This is a genomic window from Nocardia sp. NPDC051750, assembly GCF_044453135.1.
In the GTDB taxonomy this organism is placed as follows: domain Bacteria; phylum Actinomycetota; class Actinomycetes; order Mycobacteriales; family Mycobacteriaceae; genus Nocardia.
The window spans coordinates 820,010-837,006 of record NZ_JBITCK010000001.1; the positions used below are offsets into that span (position 1 = coordinate 820,010).

General features: G+C 66.0%; 12 protein-coding genes. 6 read left to right on the forward strand and 6 right to left on the reverse strand.

All coding sequences use genetic code 11. The features are described 5' to 3' along the window. Positions 1-196 precede the first annotated feature (196 nt). The 6 genes from rsmG to rpmH all read right to left on the reverse strand — a co-directional run bounded on the left by rsmG (position 197) and on the right by rpmH (position 3,844). A complete protein-coding gene (rsmG, locus tag ACIA75_RS03520; RefSeq protein ID WP_397099473.1) occupies positions 197-946 on the reverse strand; it encodes a 16S rRNA (guanine(527)-N(7))-methyltransferase RsmG in 750 nt (249 codons plus the stop codon). A gap of 173 nt (positions 947-1,119) precedes the next feature. After that, the gene (locus ACIA75_RS03525; RefSeq protein WP_397099474.1) at positions 1,120-1,665 is read right to left on the reverse strand and encodes a protein jag; all 546 of its coding nucleotides are present in this window, start codon (positions 1,663-1,665) and stop codon (positions 1,120-1,122) included. Positions 1,666-1,744: 79 nt separating this feature from the next. Further along, positions 1,745-2,842, reverse strand: a complete 1,098-nt coding sequence (gene yidC / locus ACIA75_RS03530) for a membrane protein insertase YidC (protein WP_397099476.1) — start codon at positions 2,840-2,842, stop codon at positions 1,745-1,747. Positions 2,843-2,846: 4 nt separating this feature from the next. After that, positions 2,847-3,173 carry a membrane protein insertion efficiency factor YidD gene (gene yidD, locus ACIA75_RS03535; protein ID WP_397099478.1) on the reverse strand — a complete coding sequence of 109 codons (327 nt, stop codon included), beginning with the start codon at positions 3,171-3,173 and terminating at the stop codon, positions 2,847-2,849. 17 nt (positions 3,174-3,190) lie between these two features. Then, a complete protein-coding gene (rnpA, locus tag ACIA75_RS03540; RefSeq protein WP_397099480.1) occupies positions 3,191-3,595 on the reverse strand; it encodes a ribonuclease P protein component in 405 nt (134 codons plus the stop codon). A 105-nt stretch (positions 3,596-3,700) separates the two neighbouring features. Continuing rightward, entirely contained in the window at positions 3,701-3,844 is a 144-nt protein-coding gene (gene rpmH, locus ACIA75_RS03545) for a 50S ribosomal protein L34 (RefSeq protein ID WP_040744549.1), read from the reverse strand. Between the two features lie 568 nt (positions 3,845-4,412). Here rpmH and dnaA point away from each other — a divergent pair. From dnaA to gyrA, 6 genes are all read left to right on the forward strand, one after another. Beyond that, positions 4,413-6,626 (forward strand): chromosomal replication initiator protein DnaA, encoded by a 2,214-nt coding sequence (gene dnaA / locus ACIA75_RS03550; protein WP_397099483.1) that lies wholly within the window; start codon positions 4,413-4,415, stop codon positions 6,624-6,626. Positions 6,627-8,539: 1,913 nt separating this feature from the next. Further along, positions 8,540-9,715, forward strand: a complete 1,176-nt coding sequence (gene dnaN / locus ACIA75_RS03555) for a DNA polymerase III subunit beta (RefSeq protein ID WP_397099485.1) — start codon at positions 8,540-8,542, stop codon at positions 9,713-9,715. A gap of 187 nt (positions 9,716-9,902) precedes the next feature. Continuing rightward, positions 9,903-11,135 (forward strand): DNA replication/repair protein RecF, encoded by a 1,233-nt coding sequence (gene recF / locus ACIA75_RS03560; protein WP_397099488.1) that lies wholly within the window; start codon positions 9,903-9,905, stop codon positions 11,133-11,135. Between the two features lie 343 nt (positions 11,136-11,478). After that, positions 11,479-12,045, forward strand: coding sequence for a DUF721 family protein (locus ACIA75_RS03565; RefSeq protein ID WP_397099490.1), 567 nt, complete (start codon positions 11,479-11,481; stop codon positions 12,043-12,045). A gap of 309 nt (positions 12,046-12,354) precedes the next feature. Further along, positions 12,355-14,400 carry a DNA topoisomerase (ATP-hydrolyzing) subunit B gene (gene gyrB / locus ACIA75_RS03570; protein ID WP_397099492.1) on the forward strand — a complete coding sequence of 682 codons (2,046 nt, stop codon included), beginning with the start codon at positions 12,355-12,357 and terminating at the stop codon, positions 14,398-14,400. A 72-nt stretch (positions 14,401-14,472) separates the two neighbouring features. Further along, positions 14,473-16,974 carry a DNA gyrase subunit A gene (gyrA, locus tag ACIA75_RS03575; RefSeq protein WP_397099494.1) on the forward strand — a complete coding sequence of 834 codons (2,502 nt, stop codon included), beginning with the start codon at positions 14,473-14,475 and terminating at the stop codon, positions 16,972-16,974. The last annotated feature ends 23 nt before the right edge of the window (positions 16,975-16,997 follow it).

Sequence of the window (16,997 nt, forward strand, 5' to 3'; positions counted from 1 at the left end):
TCCGGGACTCCGGGACTCCGGGACTCCGGGACTCCGGGACTCCGGGACTCCGGGACTCCGGGACTCCGGGACTCCGGGACTCCGGGACTCCGGGACTCCGGGACGGAGGATCGCCGACCCCGCTATCGAACGCAAGCGAATATTTCACGGGAAACTTCGATTGCCACGGCGGGGGAGAGGCCGGCGATTACTAGACTTACGTGTCCTCGCGATCAGGACGCCGCTCCGCACGGGAACGCTTCTTCGAGCGCTTCGACGGTCGTTCCGAACGCTTCAGGCGTTCCGCGGATAGCACCACTGTGGGGGTAGAGACAATTCCGGCTCCGCATTCCAGAACCGCGAAGTGCCCCGCACCGACCAGCTCCACCGCCGCACGATCCCGTTCCAGTTCCTCGGCCACGCTCGCGCCTTTGAGCGCGAGCATATGGCCGTGGTCGCGCAGCAACGGAACCGACCACTCCGCAAGCTTCGCCAGGGGAGCCACCGCACGCGATGTCACCACATCGGCACCGCCCGCCTCCTGGATGACCGCGGGCTGTTCAGCGCGCCCACGCACCACGGTGATCGACAACCCCGCCGCATCGATGAACTCCTTCAAGAACACCGTCCGGCGGAGCAGCGGTTCGACGAGGGTAATCCGGAGGTCCGGGCGGGCGAGCGCGAGCGGTATTCCGGGGAGGCCGGCACCGCTGCCGATATCGACCACCGACGCGCCTTCGCCGATCAACTCACCGACGACAGCACAGTTCAAAATGTGCCGATCCCAGAGCCGGGGTACTTCCCGGGGGCCGATGAGCCCTCGCTCCACGCCGGCCGTCGCCAGTGCAGTCCAATAGTCACAGGCCGGACCCAACCGCTCACCGAACACAGCCTCCGCTTCCGCCGGCGGCAGCGATTCCGGGACCGCAGCCGCCGGATCACCGAGTTCTGGTTTCACGTGAAACACCCTTCTGTCCTATCGCGCCGGATACGCGTGAGTGGGTCCAACTCCGCAGATCCTCAACCGTAGCCCCTTACCGCCCCCGGACTCGACCAGCCGGACCGGACACGAAAAAGGGCCCGGGTCCACGACCCGAGCCCTCTCCCTTCACCGGCCGAGCATCGACCGGTTCGGCGAATTCACTCCGGAATGACAACCACCCGGCGATTCGGCTCCACACCCTCGCTTTCACTCGCGACGCCGTCGATCGCGGCGACCGCGTCGTGCACGATCTTGCGTTCGAAGGGAGTCATCGGGGCGAGCTGCTCCGGGGCACCGGTCTGCAGAACCCGCTCCGCAGCCGCCGCGCCGAGCGTGCTGAGATCCGCCCGCCGCTTGGCTCGCCAGCCCGCGACATCGAGCATGAGCCGGCTCCGGACGCCGGTCGCCTGCTGGACCGCGAGCCTGGTCAGCTCTTGGAGAGCGTCCAGCACCTCACCGCTGTGGCCGACCAGTTTCGTCAGATCGTCGCCTCCGTCGATACTGACCACCGCACGATCGCCTTCGACATCGAGATCGATATCCCCGTCGAAGTCGAGCACATCGAGGAGTTGCTCGAGGTAGTCTCCCGCGATTTCACCCTCTTCGATGAGCGCTTCCTCGGCATCGCTCATCGTGTCTTCGGTATCGGGCTGCACCGTGGTGGTGGATACGGTGGCGTCGCCGCCTTCGGTCTCGAGAGTCATTTATTTCCTTTATCTGCTCGCCGGGAAACCGGCCGACCCGATCGGCCGGGATCACGATCACAAGGGGTCTGGGGGAGGGTCAGCGACGCCGCTTCTGGTTGGCGCGGCCGCGGTTGCCGGGCCGCTTCTGACCACTCGAGCGACGCTGCTGGCCGGACTGCTTGGGTTTCGCATTTCCCTTGGCCGGACTCGATCCGTTGGCACTCGCCGTGCTGTCCGCTTCCGCCGCGTCATCGTCGGCCGCCTTACCCGGCTGCGGTTTCTTCCGGGTGTCGACGGGTTTGGCACCAGGCTTCGGAGCGTTCTGGGCCTGCTTCTCCAGCTTCGCCTGACGCTTGGCTTCTTCTTCTTTCGCCATCCGGCCGAAGACGAGATGCTGCTGACCGTAGGTCCAGATATTGTTCGAGACCCAGTACAGCAGGACGGCAATGGGCAGGAACGGGCCACCGATCAGGACACCGAACGGGAACACCCACAGCGCCAGCTTGTTCATGATGGCGGCCTGCGGGTTGGCTGCCGCCTCGGCACTCTGCCGGGCAACCGAAGCGCGCGCGTTGAAGTGCGTGGCGATCGCGGCGATAACCATCAACGGGATGGCGACCAGGGCGATACTCAACCGGCTCGGCGCACCGCCGTAATCCGCGAAGGCCAGCAGTTCCTCCGAGGGCGCCGTGATGAACGCCGAGATCGGGGCGCCGAAGATACGGGCGCTCAGGAACGACTGCACATCGTCCACGTTGAACACATAGTTCGGGGTGTGCGCGTTGGTGTAGGGGTCCATCCCGAGCTGACCGAAACCGGTACCCGTCCGGTTGAACGACCGCAACACATGGAACAGACCGAGGAAGACCGGCACCTGAGCAAGGATCGGCAGGCAGCCCATGAGCGGGTTGAAACCGTGATCCTTCTGGAGTTTCTGCATCTCCAGCGCCATCTTCTGGCGGTCGTTCTTGTACTTCTTCTGCAGCTCCTTGATCTGCGGCTGCAGTTCCTGCATTTGTTTGGTGGTCCGCACCTGTCTCACGAACGGCTTGTACAGCACCAGACGCAATGTGAAGACGAGGAAAACCACGGACAACGCCCAGGACAGGCCGTTATCTGCCCCGAACGCGAAGCCGAAGACCCGATGCCAGAACCAGAGGATCCAGGACACCGGGTAGTAGATGAAATCGAGCACGGCTCTATGCACTCCCGTCGGTAGTGTCACCGATCACCGCGTGCGGTGATCCCTTACAAGCTTGGGGCCGCGGGTCGTCGTAGCCGACCCTGCGCCGCGGCTCCGGCACGGGATCCCATCCACCAGGGTGCCAGGGGGCGCATTTGGCCAAACGCACGAGGGTCAGTCCGAGGCCGATCAGCAACCCACGGGTGCGCAGCGCGGTGACCGCGTATTCGCTACAGGTGGGGGTGAACCGGCAGACCGGCATCCGAGTGGGGGAGACGTAGGTCCGGTACAGCTCGATCGAGAAGATCAGAATATTCGCCGGCCATCGGGTGACTGTTGCCATCCGTGAACTCCGGGCACTCATGACGAGGTGTTCGGGTCGGCAGCCGGAACAACCGGGGGGATATCGAGCCTGCGGAGCCCACCGCGCAGCTGGCGACGTAGCTCGTCGCTGTCGGCGCCGGCAGCGCCGGGGAGAGCGCGAATCACGATATCCACCTCGGCGGAGATATCCGCGGTCAGTTCGGCACAGATATGACGCAGGCGGCGGGCCACGCGGTGCCTGACGACCGCGGGACCCACCGCCTTACTGACGATCAACCCGAAACGGGGGCCGCCGAATCGAACCCGGATCCCGGAATCCGCCGGATCCGGTGCGTCCACGAGAACGTGTACCACCAGGTCCCGCTTTCCCGCCCGCCGGCCGCTCCGCACCGTCCGGGAGAAGTCGGCACGCTGGTGCAGCCGGTGCGGCTCAGGAAGCACCCGGACATCCGGGGCTCGGCGGAGCCGCCGAACCGGCTGAGTTACCGGCGGCGTGGGCTACGGGGTTCGGCGGACCGGGCATCGGACACCGAGTTCGACTGGAAATCAGGCGGTGAGGCTGGCGCGGCCCTTACGGCGCCGCGCGGTGACGATGGCGCGGCCCGCACGGGTCCGCATCCGAAGACGGAAACCGTGGACCCGCGCCCGACGACGGTTGTTCGGCTGGAACGTCCGCTTGCCCTTGGCCACGGTCAACACTCCTCGAATTGGTGGGCACCGTGCGGCGCCCGAAGCTTTCGGTGATTCTGTAGATGTCGGCTCGGCACACCATCCTGGGAGGGTGCTCAGCACAGGACGGTCACCGCGCCGAGGGGTGACTGTACGAGGGTACTTATCCAGTCCTACCGGGTCAAACTCGCCCCTCCCACGGCGGTGCGGGTCACGATCGCCGCCCTTCGTGCGCCGGGCTACGGTGGCCATCATCACCGCGTGGCCGCCGGTGACCGGAGGTCCGCAGGTCCAGCGCTCGCGACCGGCCCGGGCGCAGCACGCGACCAGAACGGCGGTCCCGGGAGATTGTCCACATCTGTGGATAATTGTGTGGAAATACCCTGTGAATGGCATATTCGTAGGGCCGACGGTGCCAAGCCGCAGCCGGAAACAGGGGGTTCCGGGCAGCGCCCCGGGCGCCGTATCCGTCGGATGCGGCAGGTCTGGTGAGCAACGTAGCGGTGTCACTGGGACGAACCAGTAGAGTAGACGAACCGCGAGCCCCGGACGTCTGCGCCGAGCAACCGACTCCCGGGGAGGACACTGGATGGACGACGAGCAGAACGTACTGGCCACCGTGTGGCCGGAGGTGGTCACCGAGCTGACCACCGGTTCGCCCGACGGTGCCATCGGTGCGGTGACCAGGGCCCAGCAGGCCTGGCTGAAGTTGGTCAAACCGCTGATGGTGGTCCAGGGTTTCGCACTGCTCTCGGTTCCGTCCTCCATCGCGCAGGAAGCCATCGAACGGGATCTACGCGAGCCGATTCTCCGCTCGCTCGGCCGGCGGCTGGGCCCGCAGGTCGAAGGTCTCGGTGTCCGGATTGCCGCACCGCTTCCGGCAGGAGCCGAATCCGGCGCGCCACGGCACGCCAGGATGACGAACCGGCCGGACCCCACCACGAATCGGCCCGAGCCCCTCATCAGCGATATCGCCGGACACACCCCGGCCGGATATGCCGCGGCACCGGCGACCGACACGGGGTGGCGCGACAACGTCCGGGAATCGGATGCCGGTGCGTACCCCGCGCGCGGATATCAGCGCGACCCCGGTTTTCCACAGACCCCGCGGCCGATGGACGAGCAGCGGTTCCCGCCCGCGGAGTTCTCGCACGAAGCAGAACTACCGCTCACCGGGGAACTGCCCCGCAATCCGGCACATCCCCGCGGCGCCGATTCCGTGCGCCGTGCCGCGCTGCCCGAAATTCCGCAGGGCGCGGACTTCCCGCGCGATACCGTGAGCACCCGCGAGACCGACCCGCCGACGGTCGAGACCTATGCGACGCCGCGGTCGTACTCGCGCGACTACGCCCCGGCCGCCGAGTACACCCGGGAACCCGAATACGAGCGTGACCGGAACTATCCGCCGGCCGAGTACGTGGAGACCTATCCGGCCGGCCGCCCCGAGATCGGCGAACCGGCGGCAGGTAGGCGGGAACACGGCGCGCCGCCTACCCGGGAATCGGTGCCCGATATCGACCCGACCCTCCCGCCGCGCCGTACCGGCCGCCCGGCCCAGGAAACGCTGTTCGCCCCCGGCGGCCCCGCCGATGACACCCCGGCCCGGGAGCCGTTGCGTGATCCGGAACGGGACAGCCTGCGCGAAAGCGTCCGCGATTCTGGCATCGACCCGTCGCCGGACGGTCACCGCGACGACGAGAAGGTGGTGAACGTCCGGGATTCTTGGCCGACCTTCTTCGCCAAATCGCCCGAATCCGCGGATACGGCCAAATCGTCGGCGAGCCTGAACGCCAAGTACACCTTCGAAACGTTCGTCATCGGTGCGTCCAACCGATTCGCGCACGCCGCGGCGGTCGCCATCGCCGAAGCCCCCGCCCGGGCCTACAACCCGCTGTTCGTCTGGGGCGCTTCCGGGCTCGGCAAGACTCATCTGCTGCATGCGGCCGGCCACTACGCGCAGCGACTATTCCCCGGTATGCGGGTCAAATACGTCTCCACCGAGGAATTCACCAACGACTTCATCAACAGTCTCCGCGACGACCGGAAGGTGGCGTTCAAACGCCGCTACCGCGAGACCGACATCCTGCTGGTCGACGATATCCAGTTCATCGAGGGCAAAGAAGGTATCCAGGAGGAGTTCTTCCATACCTTCAACACGCTGCACAACGCGAACAAGCAGATCGTGGTGTCCTCGGATCGGCCGCCGAAGCAGCTCGCCACCCTGGAAGAACGGCTGCGGACCCGGTTCGAATGGGGTCTGATCACCGATGTTCAGCCGCCGGAGCTGGAGACGCGGATCGCGATCCTGCGTAAGAAGGCGCGGATGGACCGGCTCGATGTTCCACACGATGTACTGGAGCTGATCGCCAGCCGGGTGGAACGCAATATCCGGGAACTAGAGGGCGCTTTGATCCGGGTCACGGCGTTCGCATCGTTGAACGGCCAGCCGCTGGATCAGTCGGTGGCCGAGGTGGTTCTGCGTGACCTGATGCCCGAATCCCAGGATGTCGAGATCACCGCGTCGACGATCATGGGTGTCACCGCCGAGTACTTCAACACCTCCATGGAGGAGCTGACCGGCCCGGGGAAGGCCCGGCCGCTGGCCCAGGCCCGCCAGATCGCCATGTATCTGTGCCGCGAACTCACCGACCTCTCCCTCCCGAAAATCGGCCAGGCGTTCGGCCGGGACCACACCACCGTCATGTACGCGGAGAAGAAGGTCCGCAAGGAGATGTCGGAGCGGCGGCGGGTATACGACCAGGTCCAAGAACTCACCGCCCGGATCAAACAGCGCTCCCGCTGATTCCCCTCCGGCCCTGATACCGGTGACGCACGGTCTCTGCGCGCCAGTTTCTGGGCTGTGGCCACGCGCGCCGCTGTGCTCGCCTGTGTTCGCGCCGCGGCCCCTTGCTGCTCCGTGTGCCGGGTATCGAGCCTGGAACAGGGTCCCCCGCGATCATCACGGGGATTCATCCGTCTTCAGCCGCGGCGACGAACAGCGCCACACAGCATCGGTCGGAATCGGGCCGATACCAACCAGCGCACGATCCTCGCCCCAGCCGGGCAGACACGGACCGGGTCGGCGATCCGCACGGGTTGGAGGCAGCCCTGCACCGCCTATGGCGCTGGGCCGCCGAGTGCCTCCGCCGATACCCCACGGTCCGGCCGGTATCACCCGATCCTGACTCCGTGCGATCTATCCGCCGGGGAACCGTCACCGCCCTCATCGTGCCGCCCGCCGCGAGACGGCCGTCGTGGTCTCGTGGGTACGAGTTGCCGCGAGGCCGGCCCAGGACATGAAACCGGCAGAGGCGGACCTCCGCTGTCCCGCAGCTACACGCTGGGCGGACAGCGGCCCACCTCCGGTGGCGTGTCCCGCTGTCCGCGCTCACAGCGCGGTTCATGCCGACGGCCCCTCGGCGGTCGGTGCGGACGAGACCTGTACCCACTTCCGGGCGTGCACGACGGGAACGCTCACGGCCCGCAGGCACCTCGTGTCCGGCCTTCCTGCGGACCGAGTGGACACAGACCGCTGAAAGCTTCCTCGGCGGAAAGTTCCTCCGGCACAACCCGCTTCGCGGTACTCCCGGATCGGCCGGAACGCGGCTCGCTGCGGGTCCGCAGTCGCCGTGGGCGTGTCGAAACCATCCACAGGTGTGTCGCTAACAGCTCAACAGCGGCCTGACCAGCTGTTTTGGGATGGGTTGGGCTGTGGAATCCACAGGTTGTCCACCGGTCCATCCACAGCTTCGGGTGCACCCTGGGCACAACTTGTCCACAGCCGAGTTATCCACAGTATCCACAGGCGATTTCATCCACAGCCGCTGATCTGGAGTGTTCCGGTCAGAGCCCTGGGGACAGCCTGTGGATTCCTCGAGGAATCCTCGAGGAATCCACAGGTTATCCACCGATTCGTGCACAGTGTGTACAACTACCCGGATTCTGGGGAGCAACATGGGGATGAACTGTGGACGCACTGTGGACAACAAATCCTGTCCACAGGCGGCGCGAATTCATCCTCGAGTTATCCCCTGACCATCCACAGCCGGACACGCATGGTGAACTGGGAAAACAGCGGAAATCCACAGTTTCCACAGGGCCTATTACTACCCCTGTTCTTCCTCTAGAAAATTTCTCTTCAAAACAGGATGTGTGGACAAGTTTCGAAGCGGCCGAACGACCGGATCCGATCCTGGAGATCGACAAGGAGGACGGAGAGGGGTCATCGAGGACCTTGCCGACGGGTCGAGCGTCGAGAACGGATCCAGCTCCCCGCCCTTCCAGGAACCCGTCGATGGGCGGAGTGCTCGCAGCGTCCGGCCGGCGAGGTCTACGTTCACTCGGAGGGCACCGTCCGAGCCCGAGGTAGTCCCCAGACCCGCCGTGGGATAACTGTGGATACGCGTGCGTACCGGTGATCCGCTGCGGGGCGAACCCGCGGTTGTCCACAGCCGTCCACAACGCCACATGAGTACGCAGGGGTGGCCTGGTCAGTTGCGGGCACGAGGACGTATCCTCCACACGGAGGGGCGGCCGACCCGGCTCTGCGAAACGGGGTACGGTCTTAAGTCGGTCGCTGTGCCAGACTTCTCCGGCGGTCGGTCCAGCTCTGCGACCGCCGTAACGCCGCCGTGTGGCGGCGGAGTCGGCGCGGCGGGATACACGGGGGCAGCGCAGCCGCCGATCCACACTGAACGGGAGAGGACACCTCGGGCGATGGACCTTGCAGGCATGAAGTTTCGGGTCGCGCGTGAGGATTTCGCGGAATCGGTCGCCTGGGTGGCGCGCAGTCTGCCGTCTCGCCCGCCGGTCCCGGTTCTCGGCGGAGTCCTGCTGGTCGCGGATGACGACGGATTGACCGTCTCCGGGTTCGACTACGAGGTTTCGGCTCAGATGCGGGTCGCCGCGGAGGTCGCCGGACCGGGCAAGGTCTTGGTCTCCGGCAAGCTGCTGGCCGATATCACCAAGGCGCTGTCGAACAAACCGGTGGATGTCTCGGTCGACGGCACCCGCGTACTGATCCAGTGCGGTAGCGCGAAGTTCTCGCTGCCCACGATGCCGGTCGAGGACTATCCCCAACTCCCCGAGGTGCCACAGTCCAGCGGTCAGCTGGTCGTCGATGTGTTCGCCGAGGCGGTAGGTCAGGTGGCGGTAGCGGCCGGACGCGACGATACGTTGCCCATGCTCACCGGTATCCGGGTCGAGATCGAGGGGCCGCAGGTGGTGCTGGCGGCCACCGACCGCTTCCGGCTCGCGGTCCGCCATATCCAGTGGCAGCCGACCCGCACCGATATCGAGACCGCGGTGCTGATCCCGGCACGCACCCTCTCCGAAGCCGCGAAGACGCTGGGCGCGTCCGACCAACCGGTCCAGCTGTCCCTGGGCTCCGGTGCCGGTGCCGACGGTCTCCTCGGGATCGTCAATGGAGGCCGCCGCACCACGACACGGTTGCTCGATGCCGAATTCCCCAAGTTCCGCCAGTTGCTGCCCAAGGAACACACGTCCCTCGCGACGCTGGAGATCGCCGGCCTCACCGAGGCGATCAAACGTGTCGCCCTGGTAGCCGAGCGGGGTGCCCAGGTACGGCTGGAATTCTCCGCCGAGGGCTTGCAGTTGTCGGCCGGTGGCGATGACGCCGGCCGCGCCGAGGAGTGGCTCACCGCCGATTTCCGGGGGGAGCCGCTGACCATCGCCTTCAACCCCGGATATCTCATCGACGGCCTGTCCGCGCTGCATTCGGAGCGGGTCACCTTCGGTTTCACCACCCCGAGTCGGCCCGCCGTGCTGCTGCCGGCACGCGAAGAGGAGCCGGAGCCCCTGGAAACCGGCGCCTACCCGGCATTGGACAGTGAATACACCTACCTCCTGATGCCGGTCCGGCTGCCGGGCTGACCGCGCGTGGGCTCGGCAGCGATCATCCGGCACCGATCCACACAGGCAGCCGGAGCACGCATCGCCACAGCGACCGCGAGGGCCCTCGGGAGCGATACTTCTGCAAACCCGCGCCGCGACCTGCGGCGAACGAAGTTATCCACAGCTGTGGATAACTTCCCGGTAGCTGTCCGGATGGTGTGAACAGGTGCATATTCGTGCTCTGACCTTGCGTGATTTCCGTTCCTGGGAACATGCTGAGATCGAGTTATCCACAGGCCCTACGGTTTTCCTGGGGGCCAACGGCAACGGCAAGACCAACTTGCTGGAGGCCCTGGGCTACCTGTCCACACTGGGCTCGCACCGGGTGTCGGCGGACGCCCCGCTCATCCGCACCGGCGCCGATCGCGCCCGGATCGGCGCCAATGTGGTGAATCTGGGTCGTGAGTTGCGCGTCGATGTGGAACTCAACCGCGGCGCGGCGAACCGGGCGCAGATCAACCGATCCCCGGTACGCCGGCCGCGCGAGATCCTGGGCATCCTGCACACTGTGCTGTTCGCGCCGGAGGATCTGGCGCTGGTCCGCGGCGATCCCGGCGAGCGCCGCCGGTTCCTCGACGAGTTGTGCACGGCGCGCCGCCCCGCCCTCGCCGGTGTCCGAGCGGACTACGACCGGGTACTGCGGCAGCGCTCGGCGCTGCTGAAGACCGCCGGACGGTCGGGCCGTGCCGAGCTCGGCACGCTCGATGTGTGGGACGGCCACCTGGCCGCCCATGCCTCGGTACTGCTGGCCGAACGCTTACGACTGGTGCACGAGCTGCGTCCGCACGTGACTCGCGCCTATGCCGCGCTGGCCCCGGAATCACGACCGGCCACCGTCGCGTATCGCAGCGCCGCGCTGCCCGTGGAGGTCCTCGACCCGGATCGTGCGCCCGAGCCGGACGATCCCGCGCTGCTGGAGCAGATTCTGCTCCGGGAGCTCGCCGCGGCGCGCTCCCGGGAACTCGAACGCGGTGTCTGCCTGGTCGGACCGCACCGTGACGAGTTGGATCTGGAACTCGGCGCGACCGCGGCCAAGGGATTCGCCAGCCACGGGGAATCCTGGTCGTTCGCCCTGGCGCTGCGGCTCGCGGCTTTCGATCTGCTGCGGGCCGGTGGGGCCGAGCCCGTCCTCCTGCTCGACGACGTGTTCGCCGAACTCGATCGCCGCCGGCGCACCGCCTTGGCCGCGGTCGCGGCCGATGCCGAGCAAGTGGTGATCACCGCGGCGGTACCCGAGGATGTCCCCGCCGAACTGGCGGGCACGACCTTGCGGGTGACCACCACCGGCGACCCTGAGCACCGGATATCCGGTATCTCCGGCGACCGTCCGCCGGGGACCGGGCCCGCGGTCGGCGATGATCCTCCGCGGGCCGTGTCCAGCGAATCGTCAGCACCCTGAACACGCGGCGGCCGGTATCTTGCACGAGAGCCGGGGCATTCGTAGAGTGAGCCGATGCGTCGGGCCGCCATCCCCGCCCGCCGCGTAGCGCACAGTTATCCACAGGCTGTGGATAACTCGTCGGGCCAGGTCATCGGGCCGGACCCGGGCAGCGATCCGGTTCGACCGGCGAAAACCGGGACCGACAGTGGGAATACCTACCGCGAGCAGGGTTTATGCCCTGATGGACGGCTGCTGTCCGATATCTGCGCCGCAGGGCCGGGGTTTCCTCCCCGGATGTGCACAACTCGACCGAAGACCGGCCGGGCCTGGGGATAACTCGGACGGCGAGCGGAGTACGACGATGACCGACCAGCCCGGAACATCCGGTGGTCCGGTACCACCGGCCGAACCGGAGTTGCGTGGGATCGATCTGGCCCGCCGCGCTCTCGAAGAGGCTCGGGCGGCTGCGCGAGCGAGCGGCAAATCGGTGGGGCAGGGGCGTTCATCACCCCGCCGCGGTCACCGGGCCGGGGGCCGCCGGCGCAGCGGCTGGTCGGGGCCGCGGCCGGATGAGCGGGACCCGCAACCGCTGTCCAAACTCGCTACCTCCATCGCGCGCAGTCGCGGTTGGTCCACCAAAGTCGCCGAGGGGACGGTGTTCGGGCACTGGTCCGGCGTGGTGGGCGAGGATATCGCCGCACACGCCAAGCCGGTGAAACTCGAGAACGGGGTGCTGAGTGTGGCCGCCGAGTCCACGGCCTGGGCCACCCAGCTCCGGCTGCTGCAGGCGCAGCTGCTCGCGAAGATCAGCGCGGCGGTGGGCCCGGGGATCGTGCGTTCCTTACGGATCGCGGGGCCGACCGCGCCGAGTTGGCGCAAGGGTGAGCGGCATATCCGGGGTCGCGGCCCGCGGGACACCTACGGATAGGACCCGGTTTCACGTGGAACGTGACAGCCCGTGCCGGGCGCCGGCCCCTCAGTCAACTCTCAGGACGAATCTGATGGTCTGAAAACGGTCGAGCCGCCAGGGGACCCGTGCCGGTCCGATTTCTCCGGCCCTGGGAGCTGTCAGGGGTGTCGCAGATGCACTGTAAGTTGGGCTGCGAAGTAGGATGGAAACGTAAATCAGCGGCGATACCTCGGCGCGTTGTGTGCAGCCCTCTGTTCTGACCCGGGCCCCACCTGCGCTGTCCCACCGCCGTCCCGGGGACCAGCAAGTAAGGAGAGCTACCGACCAGTGGCTGCCAAAGACTCCAAAGCATCAGGTTCGAGCGCATCGAACAAACAGGATTACGGTGCCTCCTCCATCAAGGTCCTGGAAGGCCTCGAGGCGGTGCGGCTGCGCCCGGGCATGTATATCGGTTCCACGGGTGAGCGCGGTCTACACCACCTGATCTGGGAGGTCGTGGACAACTCGGTCGACGAGGCGATGGCCGGTCACGCCACCAAGGTCGAGGTCACGCTCCTCGCCGACGGTGGTGTCCAGGTCGTCGACGACGGTCGCGGTATCCCCGTGGCCATGCACTCGCAGGGCATCCCGACCATCGAAGTCGTCATGACCCAGCTCCACGCCGGTGGCAAGTTCGACTCCGATTCCTACGCCGTCTCCGGCGGTCTGCACGGTGTCGGTATCTCGGTGGTCAACGCGCTGTCGAGCCGGCTCGAAGCCGAGATCGACACCGACGGCTACCACTGGAGCCAGACCTACAAGGATGCGGTTCCGGGCCAGCTCGTCCAGGGAGAACCCACCAAGGCCACGGGTACCACGATCCGCTTCTGGGCCGATCCCGCGGTGTTCGAGACCACCACGTACAACTTCGAGACCGTCTCGCGGCGGTTGCAGGAGATGGCCTTCCTGAACAAGGGCCTGACCATCGTGCTGACCGATGAGCGCGTCAGCGCCACCGAGGTCACCGACGAAATGGTCAGCGAGACCGCGGAAGCGCCCAAGCACGACGAAGGCGGCGAAAAGCCTCCGGTCGAGCACAAGGTGAAGACCCGGACGTACCACTACCCCGGGGGCCTCGAAGATTTCGTCCGGCATATCAACCGGACGAAGCAGCCGATCCACAACTCGGTCGTGTCGTTCAACGGTAAGGGCCCCGGGCACGAACTCGAGGTCGCGCTGCAGTGGAACTCCGGATACTCCGAGTCCGTGCACACCTTCGCCAACACGATCAATACGCATGAGGGCGGCACCCACGAAGAGGGTTTCCGGGCGGCGCTGACCACCGTCGTCAACCGGTACGCCAAGGAGAAGAAGCTCCTCAAGGACAAGGACGGCAACCTCACCGGTGACGATATCCGTGAGGGCCTGGCCGCCATCGTCAGCGTGAAGGTGAGCGAGCCCCAGTTCGAGGGCCAGACCAAGACCAAACTGGGCAATACCGAGGTGAAGTCGTTCGTGCAGCGTGCCTGCAACGAACACCTCGCGCACTGGTTCGAGGCCAATCCGGCGGACGCCAAGACCATTGTCAACAAGGCGGTGTCCTCGGCGCAGGCCCGGCTCGCCGCCCGCAAGGCGCGTGAGCTGGTGCGCCGGAAGAGCGCCACCGATATCGGCGGGCTGCCGGGTAAGCTGGCCGACTGCCGGTCCAAGGACCCGAGCAAGTCCGAGATCTACATCGTCGAGGGCGACTCCGCCGGCGGGTCGGCCAAATCCGGCCGCGACTCGATGTACCAGGCGATCCTGCCGCTGCGCGGCAAGATCATCAATGTCGAGAAGGCCCGGATCGACAAGGTTCTCAAGAACGCCGAGGTCCAGGCGATCATCACCGCCTTCGGCACCGGTATCCACGACGAGTTCGATATCGCCAAACTGCGCTATCACAAGATCGTGCTGATGGCCGACGCCGATGTCGACGGCCAGCATATTTCCACCCTGCTGCTGACCCTGCTGTTCCGCTTCATGCGCCCGCTCATCGAACACGGCCACGTGTATCTGGCGCAGCCGCCGCTGTACAAGCTGAAGTGGCAGCGCAGTGAACCCGAGTTCGCCTATTCGGACCGGGAGCGCGACGGACTGCTCGAAGCGGGTCTGGCGGCCGGCAAGAAGATCAACAAAGACGACGGTATCCAGCGATACAAAGGCCTCGGTGAGATGAATCCGAAGGAGCTGTGGGAGACCACCATGGATCCTTCGGTTCGTGTTCTGCGCCAGGTCACGCTGGATGACGCGGCTGCCGCCGACGAGCTGTTCAGCGTCCTGATGGGTGAGGATGTCGCCGCTCGCCGCAGCTTCATCACTCGTAATGCCAAGGACGTCCGCTTCCTCGACGTGTAGGAGCGGCGGTTTCGCCCGCAGCGCACACCACGCGCGGCGTCCGCCGTTTATCGCCAGTACCTAGGAGATCGAATGACCGATACAACCCTGCCGCCGGAGAGCGCGGGCGACCGGATCGAGCCGGTCGATATCCAGCAGGAGATGCAGAACAGCTACATCGATTACGCGATGAGCGTGATCGTGGGCCGCGCCCTGCCGGAGGTTCGTGACGGCCTCAAACCGGTGCACCGCCGAATCCTGTATGCGATGCACGACAACGGTTACCGGCCCGACCGCAGTTATGTGAAATCCGCGCGCCCGGTCGCCGACACCATGGGCAACTATCACCCGCACGGCGACTCGGCCATCTACGACACCCTGGTGCGGATGGCGCAGCCGTGGGCAATGCGATACCCGCTGGTCGACGGCCAGGGCAACTTCGGCAGCCGCGGTAACGACGGCGCGGCCGCCATGCGGTACACCGAGTGCCGGCTGACTCCGCTGGCCATGGAACTGCTGCGCGAAATCGACCACGACACGGTCGATTTCATCGCGAACTACGACGGTAAGACCCAGGAACCCGTCGTTCTGCCCAGCCGTGTGCCGAATATGCTGATGAACGGCAGCAACGGTATCGCGGTCGGGATGGCGACCAATATCCCGCCGCACAATCTCAACGAGCTGGCCGAGGCCATCTACTGGGCGCTGGACAACCACGAAGCCGATGAGGAAGCCACCCTCGCGGCCTGTATGGAACGGGTCAAGGGGCCGGACTTCCCGACCTCCGGCCTCATTGTCGGCACTCAGGGCATCCACGACGCGTACACCACCGGACGCGGTTCCATCCGGATGCGCGGTGTGGTGGAGATCGAAGAGGACGCCCGCGGCCGCACCACCATCGTCATCACCGAGCTGCCGTACCAGGTCAACACCGATAACTTCATCAACGCGATCGCCGAGCAGGTCAAGGACGGCCGGATCGCCGGTGTGTCCGATATCCACGACGAATCGTCGGACCGGGCCGGCCTGCGGATCGTGGTCACGGTCAAGCGGGACGCGATCGCCAAGGTCGTGCTGAACAATCTGTACAAGCACACCCAGCTGCAGACCAGTTTCGGCGCGAATATGCTCTCCATCGTCGAGGGCGTCCCGCGGACGCTGCGGCTGGACCAGATGATCCGGTTGTATGTAGCCCATCAGCTGGAAGTCATCATCCGGCGCACCCGCTACCTGCTGCGCAAGGCCGAGGAACGGGCCCATATCCTGCGCGGCCTGGTCAAGGCGCTGGATCAGCTCGACGCCGTGATCGCGCTGATCCGCCGGTCGGCCAATACCGATACCGCGCGCACCGGCCTGATGGAACTGCTCGATATCGACGAAACCCAGGCGACCGCGATCCTGGATATGCAGCTGCGCCGCCTGTCCGCCCTGGAGCGGCAGAAGATCGTCGACGAACTGGCCAAGCTCGAAGCCGAAATCGCCGATCTGAAAGACATCCTGGAGAAGCCGGAACGTCAGCGCGCGATCGTCCGCGACGAACTGGCCGAGATCGTGGAGCGCTACGGCGACGAACGCCGGACCCAGATCGTCTCCGCCGACGGTGATGTCGCCGACGAGGATCTGATCGCCCGCGAGGACGTGGTGGTCACCATCACCGAGACCGGTTACGCCAAGCGCACCAAGACCGATCTGTACCGCAGCCAGAAGCGCGGCGGCAAGGGCGTGCAGGGTGCGGGTCTGAAGCAGGACGATATCGTCCGGCACTTCTTCGTGACCTCGACCCACGACTGGTTGTTGTTCTTCACCAACAAAGGCCGGGTATACCGGGCCAAAGCATACGAACTGCCGGAGGCCAACCGCACCGCACGCGGGCAGCACGTGGCGAATCTGCTGGCTTTCCAGCCGGACGAGAAGATCGCCCAGGTTATCCGGATCAAGTCCTACGAGGATGCGGCCTACCTGGTGCTGGCCACGCAGAAGGGTCTGGTCAAGAAGTCGCGACTGGTCGATTTCGACTCCAACCGCAGTGGCGGCATCGTCGCGGTGAATCTGCGTGACAACGACGAATTGGTCGGCGCCGTACTGTGTTCCGCCGAAGACGATCTGCTCCTCGTCTCCGCGCAGGGCCAGTCGATTCGTTTCTCCGCCACCGATGAGGCACTGCGGCCGATGGGCCGGGCGACCTCGGGTGTGCAGGGGATGCGGTTCAACACCGACGATGCGCTGCTGTCGCTGAATGTGGTCCGCGACGGTACATATCTGCTGGTGGCGACGTCGGGCGGGTACGCCAAGCGGACCGCTATCGAGGAGTACACGGCGCAGGGTCGCGGTGGAAAAGGTGTATTGACCATCCAGTACGACATCAGGCGTGGCACCCTGGTGGGTGCGCTCATCGTCGACGATGACGACGAGCTGTACGCGATCACGTCCAGCGGAGGGGTTATCCGCACCGCGGCACGGCAAGTTCGTAAGGCCGGTAGGCAGACCAAGGGCGTGCGATTGATGAACCTCGGCGAGGGCGATACCTTGCTTGCGATCGCACGCAACGCCGACGAGCCCGAGCAGATCGACGGTGGCGATTCCCCCGAGCAGTAAATCCATATCGGCGGCAAAGAACG